We start from the raw sequence: 21,014 nt of genomic DNA, 5'->3' as shown, positions 1-21,014 counted from the left end.
CGCGCGGAACGGCGTGCAGGCATCCGGCTCGGCGGCCCCGGTCCGACCCGTCGCTCCGTCGGCGGCATGGTGGTGCAGCGGGGCTGCCGCGTCAAGGGTCCAGGGCAGTCTGATCATCGGCCCTATCGTCGGATGACGGCGTGTTCATACGCCGTCATATCCGTGCGCATCGCGCCCGCAGTCGAACAGGGGATTCCGCCATGCAGTCGATCGTGACGCCACATCCCGGGGCCCGAGTCGCCGAACCCTCGACCCGCCCGATCCGGGTCGTGTCGGTACCGGCGGCGCACCCCTACGTCCGCCGGATCTCCGCGTCGACCGAGATCGAGGTGCTGAGCGATCCGCCGGTCGACGGCGCACCGGCCGGTGTCTGGTGGCCACCGGTCGCCCTCGACCCGGCGTGGATCCGAGCGAACGCCGCCGAGGCGGACCTCCTCCACATCCACTTCGGGACGGAATCCTTCCCACCCGGGTACGTCACCGCGTGCCTCGCGGCTGCACACGAGGTGGGCTGGCCCGTCGTGTACACCGTGCACGACCTCGAGCACCCGCAGCTCGAGGAGCAGGCAGCCTACGACGACCAGCTCGACGAGCTCGTCCGCGGTGCCGACGCCCTGGTGACCCTCACGCAGGGTGCCGCCGACGGGATCCGTGAGCGCTGGGGTCGCGACGCGACCGTCATCCGGCACCCGTCGCTGCTTTCGGACGAGGTCCGTGTCCCGGCCGTCCTGGCCTCCGCCGAGATCCGCGTCGGCGTCCACCTGAAGGACCTCCGTCCCAACGTCGACGCGGTCGGCACCGTCACCACGCTCCTCCACGCTGTCGGGCGACTCCGTGCCAAGGGCACCGCCGTCGTCGCCGAGGTACGGCTGCACCACTCCGTCCGCGATCGGGAGGCTCGGGACGCGGTCCGGCGGCTCGCGGCGGCGTCGGACGCCGCCCTCCTCATCGAGCACGAACGTCTGGACGACGACGGACTCGCCATCGCCCTCAGCCGACTCGACGTCTGCGTCCTCCCCTACCGTCACGGCACGCACTCCGGTTGGCTCGAGCTCTGCTGGGACCTCGCCGTCCCCGTCGCGGTCCCGGACGGGGTCGGGCAGTACGCCGAGCAACACGCTGACGACACCGTCGTCGCCTATCGCCCGGGAGACGCCGCCGCTCTGGAGCGTGCCCTCGACGACCTCGTGCAGGCGGAGGGCACGACCCGTCCGGGTTCCCCCGACCGCCTCACCGCCGTGGCGGAGCGTCGCTCCCGCCGCGCCACCACGGATGCCGACGGGGTCGCCGCCCACCTCGCGGTGTACCACCGGGTCCTCGCCGAGCGGGCCTCGTGACGGCCGGTCGCCGACTGCGCGTCGTCGTCGTCGCCCCGCTGCGGTTCCCCATCCGGCGCCCGCACGCCGGCGGACTCGAATCCGCCGTCTGGTCGGAGGTGGCGGCGCTGCGGGCCAGGGGCCACGAGGTGACGTTCATCGGTGTCCGCGGATCCGACTTCGTCGAGCGTGGCAGCGCCTTCGAGCTCCCCGAACTGCGGTGGCCGCGTTGGGCCTCGCCGGACGACGAGCGCTACCCGCCGAGCCACGCGACACGCTCGATCCCGGCGCTCCGGCGTGCGCTCGAGGCGGTCTCCGCCCGACCGGGACGGTACGACGTCGTCTCGAACCACTGCCTGGACGCGCTCCCGGTGGAGTTGGCACCCCGGCTGGGCGTCCCGATGATCACCACGCTGCATACCCCGGTCGACGCCTCGGTGGCTGCTGCGGCCAACCGTTCCGGTGCTGCGGGAAGCCGATTCCTGTCGGTGAGCGAGTACACCCGACGGACCTGGGCGGACGCGGGTGTCGAGTCCGAGGTGCTGCTCAACGGCATCGATCCGACGGCATGGCCGGCAGGACGTGGTGGTGAGGACCTCGTCTGGTTCGGCCGGATCGTCGCGGAGAAGGCACCGCACCTCGCGGTCGATGTCGCGCGGCGACTCGGACGACGCCTCGTCATCGCCGGCCGGGTCGGTGATCCGGCCTACGCCGAGCGCGTCCTGGCGCCTCTGCTCGGTCGCGACGTCCGCCATGTCGGCCCCCTCGAACCGACCCGGCTCGCCGCACTCGTCGGCCGCAGCGCCGCAGCCGTGTCGACGCCGGCCTGGGCGGAACCGTTCGGGCTCGTGGCGCCGGAAGCACTCATGACGGGGACGCCGGTCGTCAGCTTCGCCGTCGGTGGCGTCCCGGAGATCGCACAGGCGAGCGTTGGCATGCAGGTCGTCGCCGCCGGTGATCTGGCCGCGATGGCGGACCGGGTCGACGGGCTCATCAGGCAGTCGGAACTGGATCGCGGGTTCCGGAACACGATCCGGGCGTCGGCCCTCGCGCGGTTCTCCCTCGAAGCCCGGGTGAGCCGACTCGAACGCCACTTCGACGCGCTCCTGGCCGGTTCGCCCGTGCTCGGCACTGGGCGTGTCGACGAGCTGACCTCGTGAGGCCGCTGATCGGGTGGTACGTGCACCACCATGGTCGGGGTCATGTCACGCGACTGCTCGCCGTCCTCCCCCACCTCGACGCCGACGTCGTCTGCTTCAGTTCGCTTCCGCGCCCTGACGCGCTTCCGCAGCACTGCACCTGGGTGCGGCTCGACCGTGATGACGAGGTACCGGAGGGTGGACCGCGGCCGGACGAGTCCGACCCGACCGCCGACGGACTGCTCCACTGGGCGCCGCTCGGACACGTCGGGCATCGAGCGCGTCTCGCGACCATCGCCGAGACGCTCGCACGGCGACGCATCGACACGATGGTGGTCGACGTGTCGGCCGAGGTCGTGTTGCTCGCCCGGCTGCTCGGCGTCGCCACCGTGGTCATCGCGCAGCCGGGCCGACGCGACGACCCACCACACACCCTGGCGTTCCGCGCTGCGTCGCGGATCATCGCGCCGTGGCCGGCCGGGTTGCTGGACCTCGACCACCTCCGGCCCGTCCAGGACAAGGTGGTCCACACCGGTGGGATCAGCCGGTTCGAGGGTCGCGACCGTCCGCGCCCGGGCAGCGAGCGGAGCGGCGTGCTGCTCCTCGGCGGGGCGGGCGGTAGCGCGGTCTCGGTCGAAGCGATCGAAGCCGCGGCTCGTGCAAGCGGGCGTCGTTGGGCATCCCTCGGTGCCGGTGCCGGATCCGTCTGGGCCGACGACCCGTGGGACGCGCTGTGCCGCGCCGAGGTGGTCGTGTCCTGGGCCGGTCAGAACGCCGTCGCCGACCTCGCCGCCGTCGGAGCCAAGGCCGTGGTCGTCCCGCAGGAACGGCCGTTCGAAGAACAGGCGACGACGGCTCTGGCCCTCCAGCGGGCCGGCCTGGCGATCGTCCCGGACGGCTGGCCGGATCCCGACGAGTGGCCGGGCCTCGTCGACCGCGCAGCGACGCTCGAACCCGATTGGGACCGATGGCAGGTGGTCGGTGCGGCTCGCCGGGCGGCGGCGGTCATCGAGGCCGTCGCCGCCGACGCGCCGTCCGGAGGAGACCGATGAGGATCGCCGTGGTCACGATGTGTTCGAGCCCGAGGCTGCTACACCTCGAACGTCAGCTCGAGGCCGTCGGAGCATCGATCGGCACGTCGGCGGACGTGGTGGAACGCGTCGTCGTCTGGATCGGTCACGACGAACCACCGGACCTCGACGCCGAGCGGGTGCTCCATGTCCCGCCCGGACCGGACGGGTTGCGACTGGCGGCCGGCCGCAACGCCGGTGCGACGCTCGCGATCGAGCACGGGGCCGAGCTCCTGGTGTTCCTCGACGCGGACTGCGTCCCCGGACCGGCGCTGCTCCCCCGCTACCGCGAGGCGTCCGACCGGCACGTCGACGCCGTGCTCTGCGGGCCGGTGACCTACCTCCAGCCGGGGACAAACGTCTCCGATGTGCGCGTACTGGCCGCCGCGACCGCGCCCCATCCGGCCCGACCGGATCCCCCGGCGGACGACGAACGTGTCGCGACGGCGGACGAATACCCGCTGTTCTGGTCGTTGTCCTTCGCGACCAGTGCCGCGACCTGGTCCGCGACCGCCGGGTTCGATGAGGGGTATGAGGGGTACGGCGGCGAGGACACCGACTTCGCGTTCGCCCTCCGCGAGGTGGGAACACCGCTGGTCTGGGTCGGTGGCGCACACGCCTATCACCAGTACCACGAGACGCAACGCCCACCGTGGCAGCACCTCGACGACATCCTCCGGAACGGAGCCCGCTTCGCCGAGCGATGGGGCACGTGGCCCATGACGGGGTGGCTGGAGGCGTTCGCCGAGGCCGGAGCCGTGCGGAACGTCGGCGGTGGTTGGGTCCGCGTTCAGCCGGCCCGGCCGAGCAGTCCGTCGACGGCGGCCACCAGATCCCTGGCGACGGGATCGGGCGCGTAACGGTCGACGGTCTGCGCCGCGACCGATGCCCGGTGCCTCGCGGCGACCGGGTCCTGGAGGATCTCACGGAGCGCCTCGGCGAGCGCACCGACGTCGCAGGGCCGCACCATCGAGCAGTCGACGCCGTCGGTGCAGAAGTCGTCGTACCCGCTGCCGGACGTCACGACGAGCGGTGTTCCGATCGTCCGTACCTCGAGTGCGACGTTCCCGAACCCCTCCCACCGCGACGGGCACATCACCACGGATGCCGATGCCACGGCCCGGAACAGCTCGTCCCCTGGCACGTGTCCCAGCCAGACGACCTGGCCGCGTGCCGAAGCGGGGACCAGGTCGAGGAGCGCGGCCACCTGCGGTTCGAACCGGCCGTCGCCGCTGGCTCCGGCGAGGACGAGGCGGGCGTCCGGCGCGTCCTGCACGAGTCTGGCGTAGGCCGAGACCGCCTCGACGACCCCTTTGCGTCGTTCGAGTCGTCCGAGGAAGAGCACAGTGGGCGCCGATCCGGACGGCCATCGCTCGGGAAGCGCGGAAGTCGTAGCGGCGATCCGGACGGCTGCCACGTCGATGCAGTTGCGGACGACGACGAACGGCGGCAGGTCGCCGACGAGGTCGTGCGTCCGGGCGAGCATGGCGGTCGAGATCGCGACGAGGGCGGCGGACCTGGTGATCTGGCGGGTCTCGAGCGCGTCCTGGACGACCACGGCGAAGCGGTCGGCCGCTGGGAAGTCCCGGAGGGTGAACCCCGAGATCCGGTTGGACAACCGCAGGCTGGTCGCCAGGTTGGTCACGAGCGGTGCCGACCGCGGCAGCGCCGATCCGAGGGCGCTCCACTCGGGCAGGAGGACGCGGTCGTATCGCCGTCGTCGGTACGCCCGGCGGACGACCCGCGCGTTCCGGATCATCGTGCGCACGCGCGAAGACCGTCCGAGGGTCTCGGCGGTCGCCACGAGCCGGACACCGCCGAGGTCCACGTCGGTCGACAGCCCGCCGTCGGCACAGACGACGAGGTCGACGTCGACCCCGGCTCGGACGAGCGCGGGGAGGAGCGCCGCATAGTGCCGTCCGATCCCACCCGTGTAGTTCGTCAGCCCCGCGTACTCCGTCGTGGCCACGAGCCAGCGCTGCCGACGCGGCCCGCCGAGCGGCTCGGTCATCGGTACCGCCTCGGCACCGTCCACCAGGAGCCGAACTCCGCGTTGTACGACTCGGGGTCGAAGGGGCTGTCGCCACCGGCGGGGTAGCTCGTCAGCTCGCCGAACACGATCCGATCACCGAGGTCGTAGAGGTCGACCCGCACGAAGTCGGTTCCCGCCGCCAGCCGTTCGGCCATCCCGATCATCTCGTCGAGCCGCTGGGGCGCCTGCGGTTCCGGATCGGCCCACGGCGGGCCGCCGCTCATCGGGAGGTGGCTCCAGTTCGGTCGGAAGAAGTCCTGGGTCCGGCGTCCGAACCGGCCGGCGTCGACCTGGATGTACCGGCAGCGTCCGTGGAACACGAACAGCTTGTAGTCGTCGGGAATGCCGCCGTCCGGTCCGGTCAGCAACTCCTCGACGATGATCCGCCGTGGCACCTGGCCGTAGACCCACTCGCGGTTCGGTCCCTGTCCGTACAGCTGGGCCACCCAGCCGTCGGCGATGGAGACGAGTGCATCGCGGCTGACCGCTTCAGGACGGACGTGTCGGTACACCCAGCTACCGGGCTCGGTGGGCAGCCGGGTATCGGCCGAGGCCGCCGGCGAGACGACGATGGCCGCGCCACTCCCATGCGTCGGCTTCACCACGTACGACTCCGGGAGGTCCAGCTCGCGCAGCGCGCGTGGATCGTCGAGGACCCCGTACGCCTGCGGAAGCGCCGAGGAGCCGATGCGCGAGGCGACATACTCGCGGACGGCGGCCTTGTCGGCGAAGGTGACGATCATCGGCCGCCGGTCGCGGAGCATCTTGTACCGGACCTTCTCCCGGAAGGTCTGCGGCCGACGGGTGCGCCAGCGTCGGGCGGCGAGCACGAGTGCGCTGCGTTCCCGCCAGCGCACGCTCGGCGACCCGGTGGGAGCCGCCGTCACCGCCGCATGCAACCGCACGGTGTGATGCGCCCATCGGACGATCGGCAACTCCTGCGGCCAGTGCACCCGTAACGTCGTCCACCCACGACGGAGACGGACCGCCAGCGATGCGGCATCACTGAACGGGCGCATCGACATCCCCATCCCGAGCTCCCGGTCGTAGCGGACGCGTCGGTCGAGGCCCAGGTGAGCCGACACGTCCAGGTCGTCGTGCAACTCGGCATCGTGGCGATGCACCGCGTGGGCGATCTCGTCCCACGTCGCCCGGCGGATCGCGCAGTTGGATCCGAAGATCGGCGTCTGCGCGAGGGCCGCGCCGACGAGGAGTCGGTACGCGCCGAGGTAGACGGCCGCGAGCGGCGCCCGGAGCGGACGAGGACCGTCGATGAACGTCGCCGGTCCCGTGAGCGCGTCGAGCTCGGGCTCCGCCCGGAAAGCCTCGGCGATCCGGCTCAGCCAGTCGGGCGGTGGCACGCAGTCCGCATCGAGCCTCGCCACGACGGTCGCCGTCGCCCGGTCGAACCCGGCTGCGTTGGCGGCCGGGATGCCGGGCACCGGCTCGTCGATGAGGACGGCCCCGTACCGCTCCGCGATAGCGGCGACCTCTGCCCGGTCGAGGCTGCCGTTGTCGACGACGATGATCGACGCCGGCTGGGTGTCCTGTGCCCGCAGCGAGCGCAGGCAGCGGCGCAGGAGCGCGGCGTCGTCCTTCACCGGTACGACCACGTCGACCGTCACGGTCTCGAGGTCGGTGCTCTCGATCGTCATGCTTCCCCTCCATCGGCGAGTAGCTGTGCCTCGGCGAACACCCGAGGGTGCGCGAGGATCCGGAAGTGGCCGCCGGTGTCCAGCTGCACGTTCTTGGCCCCGTCGAGTCGGCTTCCTCCGGGGATGTGCGGGTCGAAGCGGCCGTAGACGGACACGATTCTCGGGTTCACGGCCGCCTCGCGGGTCAAGGCGAGGATCGTCGGGTCGTTCGGGATGAAGATCCGCAGACTCGGGAGGAGCATGAGCCTCGCGTAGCGCGATCCGGCGAACGGTGCGGCGACGGCCAGCATCCCGGCGATCCGGTCGCCGCTTCCGCCGAGCGACATGACGTACTTCCCCACGAGGCCGCCCTTGCTGTGTGCGAGGAGCACCGCGTCCTCGAGGTCGGTGGCCTCCAGGTAGTCGGCGACCAGGCGGGCCGCGACCGGGACCGTCCGGTCGTTGCGCCCGAGCGGGTCGATCACGTGCACCGGGTGACCGTCGTCGTGGAGGCGACGGATGAGCGGCTCGAGGAAGCGCCAGGTCTCGAAGACGCCCGGCAGGACGACGACGGGTGATCGGTCGCCGGAGAGGAACCCGTGCGGGTCCGTCCGGCTGACGAACGCCCGCACCTGCCAGACGACGGCGTAGGCGTAGTCGCGGATCCACCAGCCGAGCGTCCGCAGTGCGGACCGGATCACCGTCGCACCGCCGTCCGCCTCAATCGTCTCCCCGCCGAAGGCCGGGGCGTGCACCTGTTCCCATCCCATCACCGTATCGGGGGCGCTCGGCACGGCCGCGGACCTTGACAGGAGGCCCTGCTCCACCCCGCTGGCCGTCGAGCGGGGCGCGACGCTGATAATCTTGCTCCTGCAGTGGCCTCGGGGTGTTCGTGTGCCCGGACGATCGAGGAGCGCAGTGGGAGAGATCGACGGCGAGTTCGACCGTGTCCGGAACGCTCTGGAGCGGCCAGCCATCCGTTTGCTGAGTCGTCCAACGGCGCCGGCCGTCGTCGCGATCTTCCGCACCACCTTCGGTCGGGACGTCCAGTTCGTCGCGGCCGATCGTTTCCACCTGCAGGTGGAGGAGTATCTCGCGGAGCTCGGAGCCCGTGGCGCCCGCATCCCGGCCGGCGGTGACGAGCGCGGTGGTGGCCGGACCCTCTGCCGGGAGTGGGTGCACGATCAGTGGCTCGTCCGCACCAGCACCGACGACGGCGAGGAGCAGTACTCGCTCACGTCACACGCGCTGGAGGCGGTGTCGCTCGTCGACGGACTGGCGCACGACCGGGCGTTGATCAGCGAATCGCGGCTGACGATGATCCTCGACTCCGTCCGTCGCTGGGCGCTGCAGGCCGACCCCGATCGGGAGGAGCATCTGCGGCGCATCGACGCTCAACTCGCCGAACTCCAGGCGGAGCGCGAGCGTGTCGCGGCCGGTGGGACGGTCGTCGCCGCGAGCGACGACCGCATGCACGACGGCTACGCCAACATCGCCGACCTCATCCGCCAGCTCCCGAGCGACTTCCGTCGGGTCGAGGAGTCCGTGATCGCGATGCACCGGCGCATCGTCGAGGACTTCCGGAACGACACCCGGCCAATCGGTGAGATCCTCGACGACTACCTCCGACGCACCGACGAACTGATGACGGCCACCGCCGAGGGTCGAGCGTTCGAGGGTGCGTTCGAGCTGCTGCGCAACGACGAGCTGCTGCAGGACCTCAAACGCGACCTCTCGACGATCCTCGACCACCCCTTCTCCTCCCGCCTCGGCCCGGCGGAGCTCCGGGGCTTCCGCGGCGCCGTCGGGATCATCCGGCAGGGCATCGACGACGTCCTCGCACAGCGGCGTCGGCTCACCGCGACGCTCCGCGACCACATCGTCCATCACGACGTCGTCCAGGACCGCGAGCTCGACACGACGCTGCGCGCGCTCAACCAACGACTCGGCATCTGGATGCGGACCGCTGGTCCCCGCGCGACGGTCGACGTGCCGCTGCTCCCCGAGGCGATCGACGTCGAACACCTGCGTGAGCGCTTCTACGACCCCGACGTCGAGGCCGCTCCCCCGCCGATCACCACGGCGCCGGAACGGACGGACGTCGCGTCCATGTCGCTCGACACCTTGCGATCCCAGGGCGGCCCGCTCCTGGACGAACTCAGAGCGGGGCTCCTCGCGGCGGCGACGTCCGGAGCCTCGGACGCCCACACGGCGTTCACCGGGCTCGACCCCGAGTTGCGGCGCCCCGTCGAACTGTTCGGTCTGGTCCATCTGATGACGCAGCTCGGCGCGTACGACGAGGCGGGTCCCCGACGCCGCTATGAGACGGTCCGCCCCGACGGGACGACGGCGGCCTTCGACCTTCCGGCCTTCCCCCTCGACGAGACCGGCATCACCGGCTTGACCCGGGCCACGACGACCTCGACCACGGCGGCCCGCGATCGCGCGTCGCGCGGAACGGAATGACATGACTATCGAACCGGAACCCAACCTCAGCGGATCGGCCGACGCGGCGACCGACGGCGACCTCGGAGCCGTCCCGGTCGCGACGCCGGACCGCCCCTCGGACGCCGAGTCGTTCGCGCTCTTCGAGGGCGACGAAGGTCGACTCGACGCCGCTCAGCGCCGCGCGCTGGTCGCCCTGCTGAAGCACCGGTACGTCAGCCCGGCGCTGCAACCGGCGGAATGGCGGACCATCCTCGAGTCGGAGGCCCTGCTCGGATCGCGGCTGAACGAACTGTTCCTGGAACTCGTGGTCGACCGGTCCGCCGAGGTCGCCTTCAAACGCCAGGCCGGCTCCGAGAGCGGCCGGCGTCCGTTCCCGACGCTGCTCCACGACACGAGTTACAGTCGCGAGGAGACGATCCTGCTCGTCTACCTGCGCACCCGCTTGCGCACCGAACTCGCGAACGGCGCTCGCGCCGCCATCGTGGAGCACGACGAGCTCCTCGGCTTCGTTGCGAGCTTCCGCCCCGAGCACGCCACCGACCGGGCCCGCGACGACGGCCGGGTGGAGCGCGCGATCGAGAAGCTCCTGACCGCCCGTGTCCTCCTCCGCACCAAGGACGCCCGTCGTCATCGCATCGCCTCCGTCGTCGAGACGCTCCTCCCGCTCGAACGCCTCCAGGAGCTGCTCGAGTGGCTGGAGACACAGACGCCCGCGGCCGATGCATCGCAATCCGAGCAGGAGCCGGACACGCCGTCCAGTCCGGGGGCAGCAGCCACCGACGGAGACGACGACGCCGAACCCGACGAGGACGACCCGGACGACCTGGCTCCGGAGACCGCGTCACGACCAGGAGAGGACGGACGATGAGCCGCCCCACCGACACCGACACACTGCTCGACCTCGTCGAGCAGTGGCGCATCGAGCGCATGCAGCTCATCAACTGGGGTGGGTTCGACGGGTACCGCTCGGTCGACTTCGCCTCACGGGCGACGCTCATCTCCGGCGCGTCCGGCACCGGCAAGAGCTCACTCATGGACGCGTATCTCGCGGTCATGATGCCGTCGGACGTCCCGTTCAACGGGGCATCGAACGATGCGGCCGTGGGACGAGCGCGCAACCCGGACCAGCGGAACCTGCTGACCTACCTGCGCGGCAAGGTCGACTCGGCCAGGGACCCGCAGACCGGCGCCATGCGCGACATCAACCTCCGTGGATCGGAGCAACTCACCTGGGGCGCCGTTGCGGTGACCTTCCTCAACGACGACGACCGACGGTTCACCGTCGTCCGCGCGTACCTCGTCCCTCGACGCGCGCTCCGCACCGGCGACCTGTCGATGACGATGGCGACGGTCGACGGACCCTTCGACCTCACCGAGCTCGAGGCGTTCGTCGCCAAGCGGTTCGACGCCGGCGAGCTCCAGGGTCGGATCCCCGGGTTCGTCGTCCGCGACACCTACGCGGAGCTGTCCTACACGCTGCACACCCGCCTCGGCATCGGCGCCGGCGGTGACGGCGGCCGTGCGATGCGGTTGTTGGCGCGCATCCAGGCCGGGCAGCACCTGCCCACGGTCGACGGACTGTACAAGTCGATGGTGCTGGAGCGACCGAGCACCTATGAGGCGGCCGATCGCGCGCTCTCCCACTTCGAAGCGCTCGGCGAGGCCTACCTCGCCATGGAGACCGAGAGCCGGAAGGCGCGGGTCCTGGAACGGCTCGGCGAACTCCGCCGGGACTACGAGGACGGACACCGGGCCGCAGCCGAACTCGAGCGGCTCGGCTTCGCTGAAGACGGCGAAACGCCCTTCGCCGTGTGGCGCAGTCGCGCGCACGAGGCGTTGCTCGACGAGGCCGTCTCTCGGAACCGCCGGGAGAAGCTCGCCGCCAGTGCCACCCTCGAGGCGGCTCGAGCCAGGGCGACCGCCGCCGGAATCCGGGTGCGGGAGCTCGAACGCCAGGTGTCCGAGCAGGGCGGGAGTGCGCTGCGCCGGGCGGAGGAACGTCGCGAGGCGGCGGAAGCGGCCCACGCCGAGGCCGTCCGGGCGCGAGCCCTGTTCGACGAGCGGACCGAACCCCTCGACGAACCGCTCTCCGATGAGGCCTCGTTCGTGGCGGCGCTCAGCCGCAGCGAGGAGTTCCTCGACGACGACGACGCGGCGCTCGAGGCCATCGAGGCCGAACGCGCCGAGCTCCACCGCGAAGCGTTCCCGCTCGAGGAGCGGAACACCGAACTCCGGCTCGAGCTGCAGTCGCTCCGTGGTCGCGACGGCGCGGTGCCCGATCGGCTCCACCGGGCGAGACTCGCGCTGGCCGAAGCCGCCGGACTCGATCCGGAGCAGCTGCCGTTCGTCGCGGAGCTCATCGACGTGGCGCCGACGCACGCCGCCTGGCGTCCGGCGATCGAGGTCACCCTGCACGGACTCGCCAGGACGGTGCTGGTCGACGAGGACCACCTCGACGCGTTCGGGCGGGCGATCGACGCGGTGCGCATCCCGGTCCGCCTGCAGTTCGAGGGGGCGCGGCTCGGCGCGAGCACGGCTCCGGCGCCGGGTGATCCCGCCTTCGTCTCAGGCCGCGTCACCTACAAGGCCTCGCCGTTCAGTGCCTGGGTCGAGCAGCGGGTGACGTCGGACCGCATCGACGCCCGATGCGTCGACTCGCCGTCCCAGCTCTCGGGAGGTGGCCGACGGGTCACGGCCAGCGGCCAGCTGCGCGACGGACGTCGTGGCTCACACGGTGATCCCGGCGGCGCTCCGATCCTCGGCTTCACGAACGAGGCACGGATAGCGTCCATCGAGTCCGAGATGGCCGAGCTCCGCGGGCGACTCGAGCTCATCGCCGGTCGCCAGGCCGCGGTCCAGCGGCGCCTGGCGGGCCGGGAGGCAGAGCGTGCCGCCCATCGCTACCGCCTCGACAGCGAATGGTCGCGGATCGACGTCGACGGAGCCGCAGCGCGTCGGGATGCCGCCACGGCGGACCTCGAACGTCTGCTCGACGCCAGCGACGTGCTGCAGGAGCTGCAGGGTTCGGTGACGGCCGCCCAGCGCGAACTCGATGCCGCGAACGCCGAGCGGTTCCCCGCCGAGGACCGCGTCCGACGCTTGGACGAGGAACACGGTTCGCTCGTCGACCAGCAGGACGCGGCGACGACCGTGATCGACCGCTTCGAGCGTTCCGGCGTCGACGAGGTCTCGGCCGATGACGTCGAACGCATCGAGGCCGCCCTCGCCGCCGCGGGAGGCGTCCCCTCCCTGGCCGGCTTCGCGGACGCGATGAAACGGCTCCGCACCCGTCTCGGTGACGAGTTGAGCGCCGCCGTGCGCCTGGCGGAGCAGGCCGCCCTCGCCCAGGTCCACGTGTTCGAGCACTACCAGTCGATCTGGCACGACCCCAACCTCGGCACGACGCTCGAGTCCTACGGGGACTACCGCGCCATCCTCGACGGCATCCTCGGCACCGGCCTGCCCGAGCGCCGCCAGGAGTGGCGCCGCCGGTTGTCCCAGTGGAGCGGTGAGGACCTCGTGCCCCTCAGCAGCGCGTTCGACAGCGCGGTCGAGGAGATCGAGGACCGGCTCGTCCCCGTCAACGACATCCTGCGCGACCTCCCGTTCGGGCCCGCGCATGACCGGCTGAAGATCGTCCTCCGCCGGGTGCACCGCGAGGAGGCCGCCTCCTTCCGACGGGAGCTCCGGGCGCTCTCCGGCGAGGTGACCGCCGAGCTCGACGACGACGCCCTGGAGGGCCGGTTCCAGCGCCTGCGCGGCTTCATGGAGTCGATGCGGGACACCGCCGCCACCTCGAGTTCGGCGTCCACCCGCGACCAGGTGCTCGACGTCCGTCGACACGTCGAGATCACCGCCGTGCGGTACGACACCTCCGGTCGCGATGTGAGCGTCTACTCCTCGCTCGGCGACAAGAGTGGTGGCGAGACCCAGGAGCTCGTCGCGTTCATCGTCGGTGCCGCCCTCCGCTACCAGCTCGGTGACGAGGACCGGCCGCGGCCGCGGTTCGCGCCTGTCCTGCTCGACGAAGGCTTCATCAAGGCGGACTCGGAGTTCGCCGGCCGGGCCGTGGTCGCCTGGCTCCGTCTCGGGTTCCAGCTCGTGATCGGCGCCCCGCTCGACAAGGTGACGGCGCTCGAGCCCTACATGGATCGCCTCCTGTCCATCCGGAAGGACCCGGAGACACGACACGCCTGGGTGGCGGAGATCGAGCGTGCCGAGCCCGTCGAGCCGCTCGAACGGATTGGGTGACCCGGAGCTCGGGTGGCGACCGCCCGCACTCGACTTGACTCCGGAAGGAATCGAACATATGTTCGAATCATGCCGGATCCGAGTGCTGCATCGCGTGTCGAGGCCCCGCCGATCCGTATCGGCGAGGCCGAATGGATCATCATGCGCGAAGAACCGGACCGGCCTGCCGCGCTGGTGAAGTACTTCGCGCCCAGCGGAGCGCCGGCATACTTCCGGTGCGTCTCGTGGGCACCGCGTTCAGCGGATCGCCGACTGATCGGCCGCTTCGCGACGCTCGCGGAGGCGGAGCGATCCGTGCCCGTCGGCCGACGGACGGCTCCGTCGCCGAAGCCGGCCACGGGCGATGATCCGTGGGAACACGGCCAGGTGCCGTGGGACGCCGCGCCTCGTCGGAGCGACCGCTACGCCTGAACCGTGCGGCTCGCGGTCGTCAGCGCCATCCGTATCGCGCGCGCAAGGCCGCGGCGACCCGGCTGAAGCGGTCGCGAGGGACCTGCGCCGCCTCTCGCCGCATCCCGTCCGGGTGGACGTGGAACACCCGATCGAGGTTCGCCCAGCTCGGGCGGCCGGCATTGTCCCAGTGACCTGAGCCGAGCGGGACGAAGTCGCCCTCCTGCGAGTGGTCCTTGCTCGTCAGCTGCACCGCGAGTACCCGGTCGCCGGTCGACCGGGCCACGATGAGGACCGGGCGGTCCTTGCCGCGCCCGTCGCGCTCCTCGTACGGGACCCAGGTCCAGACGATCTCCCCCGGGTCGGGGTCGCCGTCGACGACCGGCGCGTACTCGAGCGAGACGCCGCGGACAGCCCGCGGATCCACTTCAACCGTCGCGGTCGGACCGGTCCGTCCCGGTGAGGCGGTCGTGGTCGCGGTGGAGGCGTGCGTCGTGGTCGGAGCGGACGAGCGGCGAGCCGTGCGAGCGGCGCTCGAGGCGGCGCTGGTCGACGGGCCGAGGAGGGCACCCGCCACCCGGCGGAGGATGGAGACGAAGGTTGGCACGCCGTCACCCTACCGTCCGCCGCCTGACCGTCGGTCCTGGCCCAGGGCCTGCAACGCGGAGTGGGTGCCGTCCAGTTGGACGACACCCACTCCGTGGTGCACTGCGATGCGCGTCAGTCGACGAGGGCGTACCCCTCCTCGCCGTGCACGGAGGTGTCGACGCCGGCGATCTCGTCCTCGTTCTTGACGCGGAAGCCGATCGTCTTCTCGATCGCGAAGCCGATGATGAAGGCCACGACGAAGGAGTAGACGAGGACGGCGAAGGCGGCGATGGCCTGGACAGCGAGCTGCTCGATGCCGCCGCCGACGAAGAGGCCCGTTCCGGTGGCGAAGAAACCGAGGTACAGCGTGCCGATGAGGCCACCGACGAGGTGGATGCCGACGACGTCGAGCGAGTCGTCGAAGCCGAGCTTGAACTTCAGCTCGACGGCGATGGCGCAGACGGCGCCGGCCACGATGCCGAGCAGCAGCGCCCAACCCGGAGTCAGGTTCGCGCACGCCGGGGTGATGGCGACGAGACCCGCGACGGCACCGGATGCGGCGCCCACCGAGGTCGCCTTGCCGTCCTTGAACTTCTCGACGACGATCCAACCGATGATGGCGGCAGCGGTCGCCCCGACGGTGTTGACGACGATGAGTCCGACGTTCGCGAGTTCGTTCAGCCACTCCGCACCGGCGTTGAAGCCGAACCAGCCGAACCACAGGATGGCCGCACCGAGGAGGGTGAGCGGCACGTTGTGCGGCTTCGTGATGCCCTTCTGGAAGCCGATGCGCTTGCCGAGGACCAGCGCGAGGGCGAGGGCCGCGGCTCCGGCGTTGATGTGCACCGCGGTTCCACCTGCGTAGTCGATGACGCCGATGCCGGCGTCCTCGCCGAACAGCGTCGTGCCGAGGTTCATGATCCAGCCGCCGCCCCAGACCCAGGCGGCGATCGGGAAGTAGGCGATGGTCGCGAAGAGGCCGGCGAAGATCATCCAGGAGCCGAACTTCGCGCGGTCGGCGATGGCGCCGGAGATCAGCGCGATCGTGATGATCGCGAAGGTGGCGCCGTAGGTCGCTCCCACGAGGTCGGTGTTCGCCGTCTCGCCGCTCGCGAGCGCGGTCATCCCGAAGTCGGAGAACGGGTTGCCCGCGAACTCCAGTGGGCTGCCGACGGCCGACATGTTGAAGCCGTAGAGGATCCACAGCACGCTGATGAGGCCCAGTGCGCCGAAGCTCATCATCATCATGCTGACGACGCTCTTCGCCTTCACGAGGCCGCCGTAGAAGAATGCGACGCCGGGGGTCATGAACAGCACCAGAGCGGTTGCCGTGACTCCCCAGGCGATACTGCCTGTATCCATTGGATCTTCCTCACACATCGTGGTCTTGCAACGGGTGACCGAGACGGTGAGGGCGGCTGAGCTCGGTCCGACCGTCCGACTCGGTACAGCGACCAGTCTGCGGAACGGAGGTTTCGGCGCGACGGTGAGCGTGTTTCCGATGTGTTACGCGAGCGCCGCCCAGGTAAACAGCGTGTTTCCTGACCCGGCGGGACCGGTCACTCCATCGAGGTGAGGGCGATCATGCGCGACATCGCCCGCAGGTACTTCTTGCGGTAGCCACCGTTCAGCATGTCGCCGCCGAAGACCTCGTCCAGGGCGGTCCCGGTCGTGACCATGGGGATCTGGGCGTCGTACACGCGGTCGATGAAGGCGACGAGGCGCAGCGCCTGGCCCTGGTCGGTGAGGACGTGCACCTCGCGGAGCGCGATGACGTCGACCCCCTCGAGCAGTCCGATGAACCGGGAGGGATGCACGGCCGCGAGATGGGTGATGAGCTCGTCGAAGCCGTCGACGGTGACGTGGCGCCCGGCGGCTGCGGCGTCCGCGACGCGTTCGTCGAACCGCTCGTCGGAACTCACGACCGCGTGTCCCTCGATGCTGCGGCGGCGGTAGTCGGTCCCGTCGATGCGCAGCGTCTCGAAGTTGGCGCTGATGGCCTGGATCTCGCGGAGGAAGTCGGCTGCGGCGAAGCGACCCTCGCCGAGGGCGTTCGGCGGCGTGTTGGAGGTCGCCGCGATCCGGGTGCCGGTCGAGACGAGTTCGCCGAGCAGTCGGGTCATCACCATGGTGTCGCCTGGGTCGTCGAGCTCGAACTCGTCGATGCAGATGAGCGTGGCACCGCTCAGTTCGGCGACCGTCGCCGCGTACCCGAGCGCGCCGACGAGTGCGGTGTACTCGATGAAGGTGCCGAAGTACTTCTTCCGACCGGGTGCGTCGTGCCAGAGCGCCGCCAGCAGGTGAGTCTTACCGACACCGAAGCCGCCGTCGAGGTAGACGCCGGGCTTGGCCTTCGGTTCCTTGGACTTCCGTCGGCCGAAGAAGCCGCCTCCGCCGCCGGCCTGCGGAGCGAAGAATCCACGCAACTGTTCGACGGCGGCCGCCTGGCCCGGGTAGTCGGGATCGGGACGGTACGAGTCGAAGCTCGCCTCGTGGAACTGTCGCGGCGGCGTCAGGCTGGCGACGATCTCGGCTCCGCTGACTGCCGGATTGCGGTCCGTGAGGCTGCGGTTCCCGGTCGGGACGGAGGACGTGGTCACGGCAAACCTCTGGCTCTGAGTCTGGTGCAGGGTTACGGCGTCTGACGGATCGGTGCGGGGCGACGGCCCGGACGGCGTACTGTCGAAGGGACAGGCTTCCAGCCTAGATGCACGACACCCGAGCCCCATCGCAGCCAGCTGCACGACCGGAGGTACCCATGACCGTCGACGCCGATTCGACCTCGACCAAGTTCGCCGCCTACGCCCACCCCGAGCGCCTCGTCACGGCGGATTGGCTGGAAGCGCACCTGGGCGAACCGGGGCTCGTCGTCGTCGAGTCCGACGAGGACGTGTTGCTGTACGAAGCCGGTCACATCCCGGGTGCGGTGAAGATCGACTGGCACACGGACCTCAACGACCCCGTCGAGCGCGACTACATCGACGGCGCAGCCTTCGCGGAACTGCTCGGCTCCCGAGGGATCTCCCGTGACGACACGATCGTCGTCTACGGCGACAAGAACAACTGGTGGGCCGCCTACGCGCTCTGGGTGTTCAGCCTCTTCGGACACGAGGACGTCCGCCTGCTGGACGGCGGGCGCGACAAGTGGATAGCGGACGGCCGGGCGATCACCCGCGACGTCGCCGACCGCGAGGCGACCACCTACCCCGTCGTCGAGCGCGACGACTCGAAGCTCCGCGCCTACAAGGACGACGTGCTCGCGCACCTCGGGAAGCCGCTCATCGACGTGCGCTCCCCCGAGGAGTACAGCGGCGAGCGGACGACCGCTCCCGCCTACCCCGAGGAGGGTGCGCTCCGCGCCGGGCACATCCCGAGCGCCCAGAGTGTCCCGTGGGGCAAGGCCGTGGCCGAGGACGGCACGTTCCGCCCGGTCGAGGAGCTGGACGCGATCTACCGGGACGGGGCCGGTCTGGCCGAGGGCGACGAGGTGATCGCCTACTGCCGCATCGGTGAGCGGTCGAGCCACACCTGGTTCGTGCTGCAGCACCTCCTGGGCTTCGACGACGTCCGCAACTACGACGGCTCGTGGACGGAGTGGGGCAGCGCCGTGCGGGTGCCGATCACGCAGGGCTCCGAGCCCGGTGCGGTGCCGACGCGCTGACCGCGCGTTCCCTGACCGCCCTCCGAGACCCGTCCGCGGCTCGGAGGGCGGTTCCGCGTCCGGTGGCTGCGATACTGGAGGAACCATGACCGATGCCCTCCTCGCCCCGAACCTCGCCGAGATCCGCGACGAATTCCTCGCCGTCGAGGAACGATCCCGGCTCCAACTGCTGCTCGAGTTCAGCGACGAGTTGCCGCCGCTGCCCGAGCGCTACCGCGACCACCCGGACCTCATGGAACGCGTGCTCGAGTGTCAGGCGCCCGTGTTCTTCTTCATCGAGGTCGACGAGGACGGGATCGTGCACCTGTTCGCCACGGCGCCGGAGGAGGCACCGACGACGCGCGGGTTCGCGAGCATCCTGGTCCAGGGGCTCGAGGGCTTGACGGTCGACGAGGTGCTCGCCGTCCCGGACGACTTCCCGCAGATGATCGGACTGTCGCGCGCGGTCTCCCCGCTCCGACTGCGAGGGATGTCGGCCCTCCTCGGTCGCGCCAAGCGTCGCCTCCGCGAGTTCGCCTGACGGTGCCGCCACCCCTGCTCGCCCGCCGAGCCGGCGTACGGTCGCGGGAGCACCCGCGGAATCCCGTTCAGTGCCCGGGTGGGAGCGGCACGATCTCGTCGAGCCAGTCCGACACTGCCGCGGTCCAGCGCTCCGGGTCGTAGTTCCAGAGCTTCGTGTGTCTGGCGACGGTGAACGGGACGAAGGTCACGATGTCCGGGCGGGCGAGCGCGAGGGCCCTCGACGGTCCGGCCGGGACGTACCCGTCGTCGTCGCTGTGCATCAGGAGGATGGGCAGCGCGAGGTCGGCGGCGTTGGCGACGTAGTCGAGTCTGGCGAGGTCGATGCTCGTCGCCTGTCCGGTGAGGAGTCTCCCCCACCGACGGCTGATGGCGAGCAGCGCGACGCGCCCCACCACGCTCGGGATGCGGTTCTCCCGGGCCTGGTGCTGCAGGACGTCCACCCAGTCGATGACCGGCGAGTCGAGGGCGACGGCACGGATCAGCTCGGGGTGCGTCGTCCGGCGTGAGGCCTGCAGCACGATGGCACCGCCCATGGACCATCCCATGAGCACCACGTCCGCGGCACCCTGTTCGCGCACCCAGTCGATCGCCGCGTCGACGTCCCGCCACTCCTCGTCGCCGAGGGCGTACCGGAAGTCGAGTGCCGGCGGTGCGTCCCCGTCGTTCCGGTAGGAGACGAGGAGGCAGGAGTACCCGGCGTTCCGGAAGCTGGGTACGGCCCGCAGGGCTTCGGACCGGGTGGTTCCCCGACCGTGCACGAGCACGGCCCATCGCGTCGACGGGCCTTCCTCCGGATGGATCGCCCACGCCGGGGCGGGGCCGAGCGGTGTCGGTACGAGCACATCCTCCGCGGCGAGACCCAGTTCGTCGGGCCGCCGGAAGAACCACCCGCTGAACTCGGCCTCCTGACCGACCCGGAGCGCGTCGACGTCTCCGCCCAGCAGCGTGCGGACGACGGTGTGCTGGCGCATCTCGACGATGTCGCCCAGTTGCACGTAGGCGGCCCGCCGGGTGACCCAGCTGCCGTACCGGCCGGGGACCACGGTGTCCGGGGTCGCGACCAGTTCGAGCGTCCCCGCCTCTCGATCGAGCGCGAGGATGCGCGCCTCGCTCGGTCGGTCGCGGGCGGGCACCACGACCTTCCGAGCGATGGTCGCCACGATCGCGAGCCCCAGAGCGCCGACGGCGGCCGTTGCGCCACCCGCGATCAAGACCGCGTCGGTGACCGGTGAACGTCGCCGACGGACCTCGCTGATCGTCGATCCAAGACCGCCCGTCCACGACCCGGGTCCGCGTCTCCGCCCGGCGTGCCTCTGCCCATTCATCGGGATGTAACTCTAGTCTTCAGTCGTGGTAGAGAGTCCGACGACGGCAAAGGTTCCCGAAGAGTTCGCCCGAGCGGTGGACGCTGTTCGCGCGGCTGCCGTCCGACCCGATCTGCGGGTCACGGAGATCCCTGCGCCGAGCAACCTCGCGCCGTTCGCGATCGCCCTCGCGGCGGACGTCTCGCCGAGTCGACACGACGCGGACTCGGACCTCGGCACGGGACGCTTCGTGCTCCTCTACGACCCGGAGGGCTCGGAGGCCTGGGGTGGTCGCTTCCGCGTCGTCTGCTTCGCGCAGGCGCCGCTGGAGACCGAGATCGGCCTCGACCCCTTCCTCGCCGACGTCGCCTGGTCCTGGCTCGTCGACGCATTGGACACCCGGGGTGCCACCTACCAGGCCGCGTCCGGGACGGCGACGAAGATCATCTCGAGCGGCTTCGGCGAACTGGCTCGCCAGGGCGACGGCGCCCAGATCGAGCTCCGGGCCTCGTGGACCCCGCTCGAGAGCGACGTCGCGGCGCACGTGGAAGGATGGGGAGAGCTGCTGTGCATGCTCGCCGGCTTGCCTCCGACCACCGAAGGGGTGTCCCTGTTGTCCGTCAAACGAGCTCACCGTGAGTGACGCGGCCCCCGAACCA

At 70.8% G+C, this 21,014-nt stretch carries 18 protein-coding genes; 11 read left to right on the top strand and 7 right to left on the bottom strand.

Annotated elements, in window-relative coordinates; genetic code table 11:
- Positions 1-200 precede the first annotated feature (200 nt).
- From ITJ57_RS10705 to ITJ57_RS10690, 4 genes are read left to right on the top strand one after another with little or no spacing between them, the layout of a single operon-like run.
- A complete protein-coding gene (locus ITJ57_RS10705; protein ID WP_194669988.1) occupies positions 201-1,337 on the top strand; it encodes a glycosyltransferase in 1,137 nt (378 codons plus the stop codon).
- Positions 1,334-2,476: a glycosyltransferase gene (locus ITJ57_RS10700; protein WP_370582330.1), complete on the top strand. Its 1,143-nt coding sequence runs from the start codon at positions 1,334-1,336 to the stop codon at positions 2,474-2,476. The genes ITJ57_RS10705 and ITJ57_RS10700 overlap by 4 nt, the downstream gene beginning before the upstream one ends.
- Positions 2,473-3,507, top strand: a complete 1,035-nt coding sequence (locus ITJ57_RS10695) for a glycosyltransferase (protein WP_194669987.1) — start codon at positions 2,473-2,475, stop codon at positions 3,505-3,507. The genes ITJ57_RS10700 and ITJ57_RS10695 overlap by 4 nt, the downstream gene beginning before the upstream one ends.
- Positions 3,504-4,385 (top strand): glycosyltransferase family 2 protein, encoded by an 882-nt coding sequence (locus ITJ57_RS10690; protein ID WP_228506589.1) that lies wholly within the window; start codon positions 3,504-3,506, stop codon positions 4,383-4,385. Before ITJ57_RS10695 ends, ITJ57_RS10690 begins: the two co-directional genes overlap by 4 nt.
- Here ITJ57_RS10690 and ITJ57_RS10685 read toward each other — a convergent pair.
- The 3 genes from ITJ57_RS10685 to ITJ57_RS10675 are packed head-to-tail and all read right to left on the bottom strand — an operon-like array spanning position 4,316 to position 7,961.
- Positions 4,316-5,536, bottom strand: coding sequence for a glycosyltransferase family 4 protein (locus ITJ57_RS10685; protein ID WP_194669986.1), 1,221 nt, complete (start codon positions 5,534-5,536; stop codon positions 4,316-4,318). The genes ITJ57_RS10690 and ITJ57_RS10685 overlap by 70 nt on opposite strands.
- Positions 5,533-7,212 carry an ATP-grasp fold amidoligase family protein gene (locus ITJ57_RS19385; protein ID WP_228506587.1) on the bottom strand — a complete coding sequence of 560 codons (1,680 nt, stop codon included), beginning with the start codon at positions 7,210-7,212 and terminating at the stop codon, positions 5,533-5,535. Before ITJ57_RS19385 ends, ITJ57_RS10685 begins: the two co-directional genes overlap by 4 nt.
- Positions 7,209-7,961, bottom strand: coding sequence for a triacylglycerol lipase (locus ITJ57_RS10675; RefSeq protein ID WP_228506585.1), 753 nt, complete (start codon positions 7,959-7,961; stop codon positions 7,209-7,211). Before ITJ57_RS10675 ends, ITJ57_RS19385 begins: the two co-directional genes overlap by 4 nt.
- A 148-nt stretch (positions 7,962-8,109) precedes the next feature.
- Here ITJ57_RS10675 and ITJ57_RS10670 point away from each other — a divergent pair, with 148 nt between their 5' ends.
- From ITJ57_RS10670 to ITJ57_RS10655, 4 genes are all read left to right on the top strand, one after another.
- A complete protein-coding gene (locus tag ITJ57_RS10670) occupies positions 8,110-9,657 on the top strand; it encodes a DUF3375 domain-containing protein (protein WP_194669985.1) in 1,548 nt (515 codons plus the stop codon).
- A gap of 1 nt (position 9,658) precedes the next feature.
- Positions 9,659-10,507: a DUF4194 domain-containing protein gene (locus tag ITJ57_RS10665; protein WP_194669984.1), complete on the top strand. Its 849-nt coding sequence runs from the start codon at positions 9,659-9,661 to the stop codon at positions 10,505-10,507.
- On the top strand, positions 10,504-13,890 hold the full coding sequence (locus ITJ57_RS10660) for an ATP-binding protein (RefSeq protein ID WP_194669983.1): 3,387 nt from the start codon (positions 10,504-10,506) through the stop codon (positions 13,888-13,890). Before ITJ57_RS10665 ends, ITJ57_RS10660 begins: the two co-directional genes overlap by 4 nt.
- A 69-nt stretch (positions 13,891-13,959) precedes the next feature.
- A complete protein-coding gene (locus ITJ57_RS10655) occupies positions 13,960-14,301 on the top strand; it encodes a hypothetical protein (RefSeq protein WP_194669982.1) in 342 nt (113 codons plus the stop codon).
- Between the two features lie 19 nt (positions 14,302-14,320).
- On the opposite strand, the gene ITJ57_RS19805 is transcribed toward ITJ57_RS10655, so the two are convergent.
- The 3 genes from ITJ57_RS19805 to zapE form a co-directional block, all read right to left on the bottom strand.
- Complete coding sequence (locus ITJ57_RS19805; RefSeq protein WP_370582328.1) at positions 14,321-14,887, bottom strand: type II toxin-antitoxin system PemK/MazF family toxin; 567 nt, start codon at positions 14,885-14,887, stop codon at positions 14,321-14,323.
- 113 nt (positions 14,888-15,000) lie between these two features.
- A complete protein-coding gene (locus ITJ57_RS10645; RefSeq protein ID WP_194669981.1) occupies positions 15,001-16,230 on the bottom strand; it encodes an ammonium transporter in 1,230 nt (409 codons plus the stop codon).
- 197 nt (positions 16,231-16,427) lie between these two features.
- Entirely contained in the window at positions 16,428-17,468 is a 1,041-nt protein-coding gene (gene zapE, locus ITJ57_RS10640; protein ID WP_370582327.1) for a cell division protein ZapE, read from the bottom strand.
- Positions 17,469-17,626: 158 nt separating this feature from the next.
- On the opposite strand from zapE, the gene ITJ57_RS10635 reads away from it, so the two are divergent.
- Together ITJ57_RS10635 and ITJ57_RS10630 are read left to right on the top strand one after the other, a co-directional pair.
- On the top strand, positions 17,627-18,529 hold the full coding sequence (locus ITJ57_RS10635; RefSeq protein WP_194669980.1) for a sulfurtransferase: 903 nt from the start codon (positions 17,627-17,629) through the stop codon (positions 18,527-18,529).
- Positions 18,530-18,614: 85 nt separating this feature from the next.
- Complete coding sequence (locus tag ITJ57_RS10630) at positions 18,615-19,049, top strand: SufE family protein (RefSeq protein WP_056005898.1); 435 nt, start codon at positions 18,615-18,617, stop codon at positions 19,047-19,049.
- A gap of 67 nt (positions 19,050-19,116) precedes the next feature.
- On the opposite strand, the gene ITJ57_RS10625 is transcribed toward ITJ57_RS10630, so the two are convergent.
- Positions 19,117-20,376 carry a S9 family peptidase gene (locus tag ITJ57_RS10625; protein WP_194669979.1) on the bottom strand — a complete coding sequence of 420 codons (1,260 nt, stop codon included), beginning with the start codon at positions 20,374-20,376 and terminating at the stop codon, positions 19,117-19,119.
- Positions 20,377-20,401: 25 nt separating this feature from the next.
- Between ITJ57_RS10625 and ITJ57_RS10620 the strand changes: the two genes are divergently transcribed.
- A complete protein-coding gene (locus ITJ57_RS10620; protein ID WP_194669978.1) occupies positions 20,402-20,998 on the top strand; it encodes a DUF3000 domain-containing protein in 597 nt (198 codons plus the stop codon).
- The last annotated feature ends 16 nt before the right edge of the window (positions 20,999-21,014 follow it).

The organism is Plantibacter sp. VKM Ac-2880, assembly GCF_015351235.1.
Lineage (GTDB): Bacteria > Actinomycetota > Actinomycetes > Actinomycetales > Microbacteriaceae > Plantibacter.
This window is presented reverse-complemented; position numbering and strand designations above follow the sequence as displayed.

Coding starts and splice junctions, on each gene's coding strand:
- ITJ57_RS10705 (WP_194669988.1), top strand. CDS start 201: ATGCAGTCGATCGTGACGCCACATCCCGGGGCCCGAGTCGCCGAACCC.
- ITJ57_RS10690 (WP_228506589.1), top strand. CDS start 3,504: ATGAGGATCGCCGTGGTCACGATGTGTTCGAGCCCGAGGCTGCTACAC.
- ITJ57_RS10685 (WP_194669986.1), bottom strand. CDS start 5,536: ATGACCGAGCCGCTCGGCGGGCCGCGTCGGCAGCGCTGGCTCGTGGCC.
- ITJ57_RS19385 (WP_228506587.1), bottom strand. CDS start 7,212: ATGACGATCGAGAGCACCGACCTCGAGACCGTGACGGTCGACGTGGTC.
- ITJ57_RS10675 (WP_228506585.1), bottom strand. CDS start 7,961: ATGGGATGGGAACAGGTGCACGCCCCGGCCTTCGGCGGGGAGACGATT.
- ITJ57_RS10665 (WP_194669984.1), top strand. CDS start 9,659: ATGACTATCGAACCGGAACCCAACCTCAGCGGATCGGCCGACGCGGCG.
- ITJ57_RS10660 (WP_194669983.1), top strand. CDS start 10,504: ATGAGCCGCCCCACCGACACCGACACACTGCTCGACCTCGTCGAGCAG.
- ITJ57_RS10655 (WP_194669982.1), top strand. CDS start 13,960: ATGCCGGATCCGAGTGCTGCATCGCGTGTCGAGGCCCCGCCGATCCGT.
- ITJ57_RS10645 (WP_194669981.1), bottom strand. CDS start 16,230: ATGGATACAGGCAGTATCGCCTGGGGAGTCACGGCAACCGCTCTGGTG.
- ITJ57_RS10635 (WP_194669980.1), top strand. CDS start 17,627: ATGACCGTCGACGCCGATTCGACCTCGACCAAGTTCGCCGCCTACGCC.
- ITJ57_RS10630 (WP_056005898.1), top strand. CDS start 18,615: ATGACCGATGCCCTCCTCGCCCCGAACCTCGCCGAGATCCGCGACGAA.
- ITJ57_RS10625 (WP_194669979.1), bottom strand. CDS start 20,376: ATGAATGGGCAGAGGCACGCCGGGCGGAGACGCGGACCCGGGTCGTGG.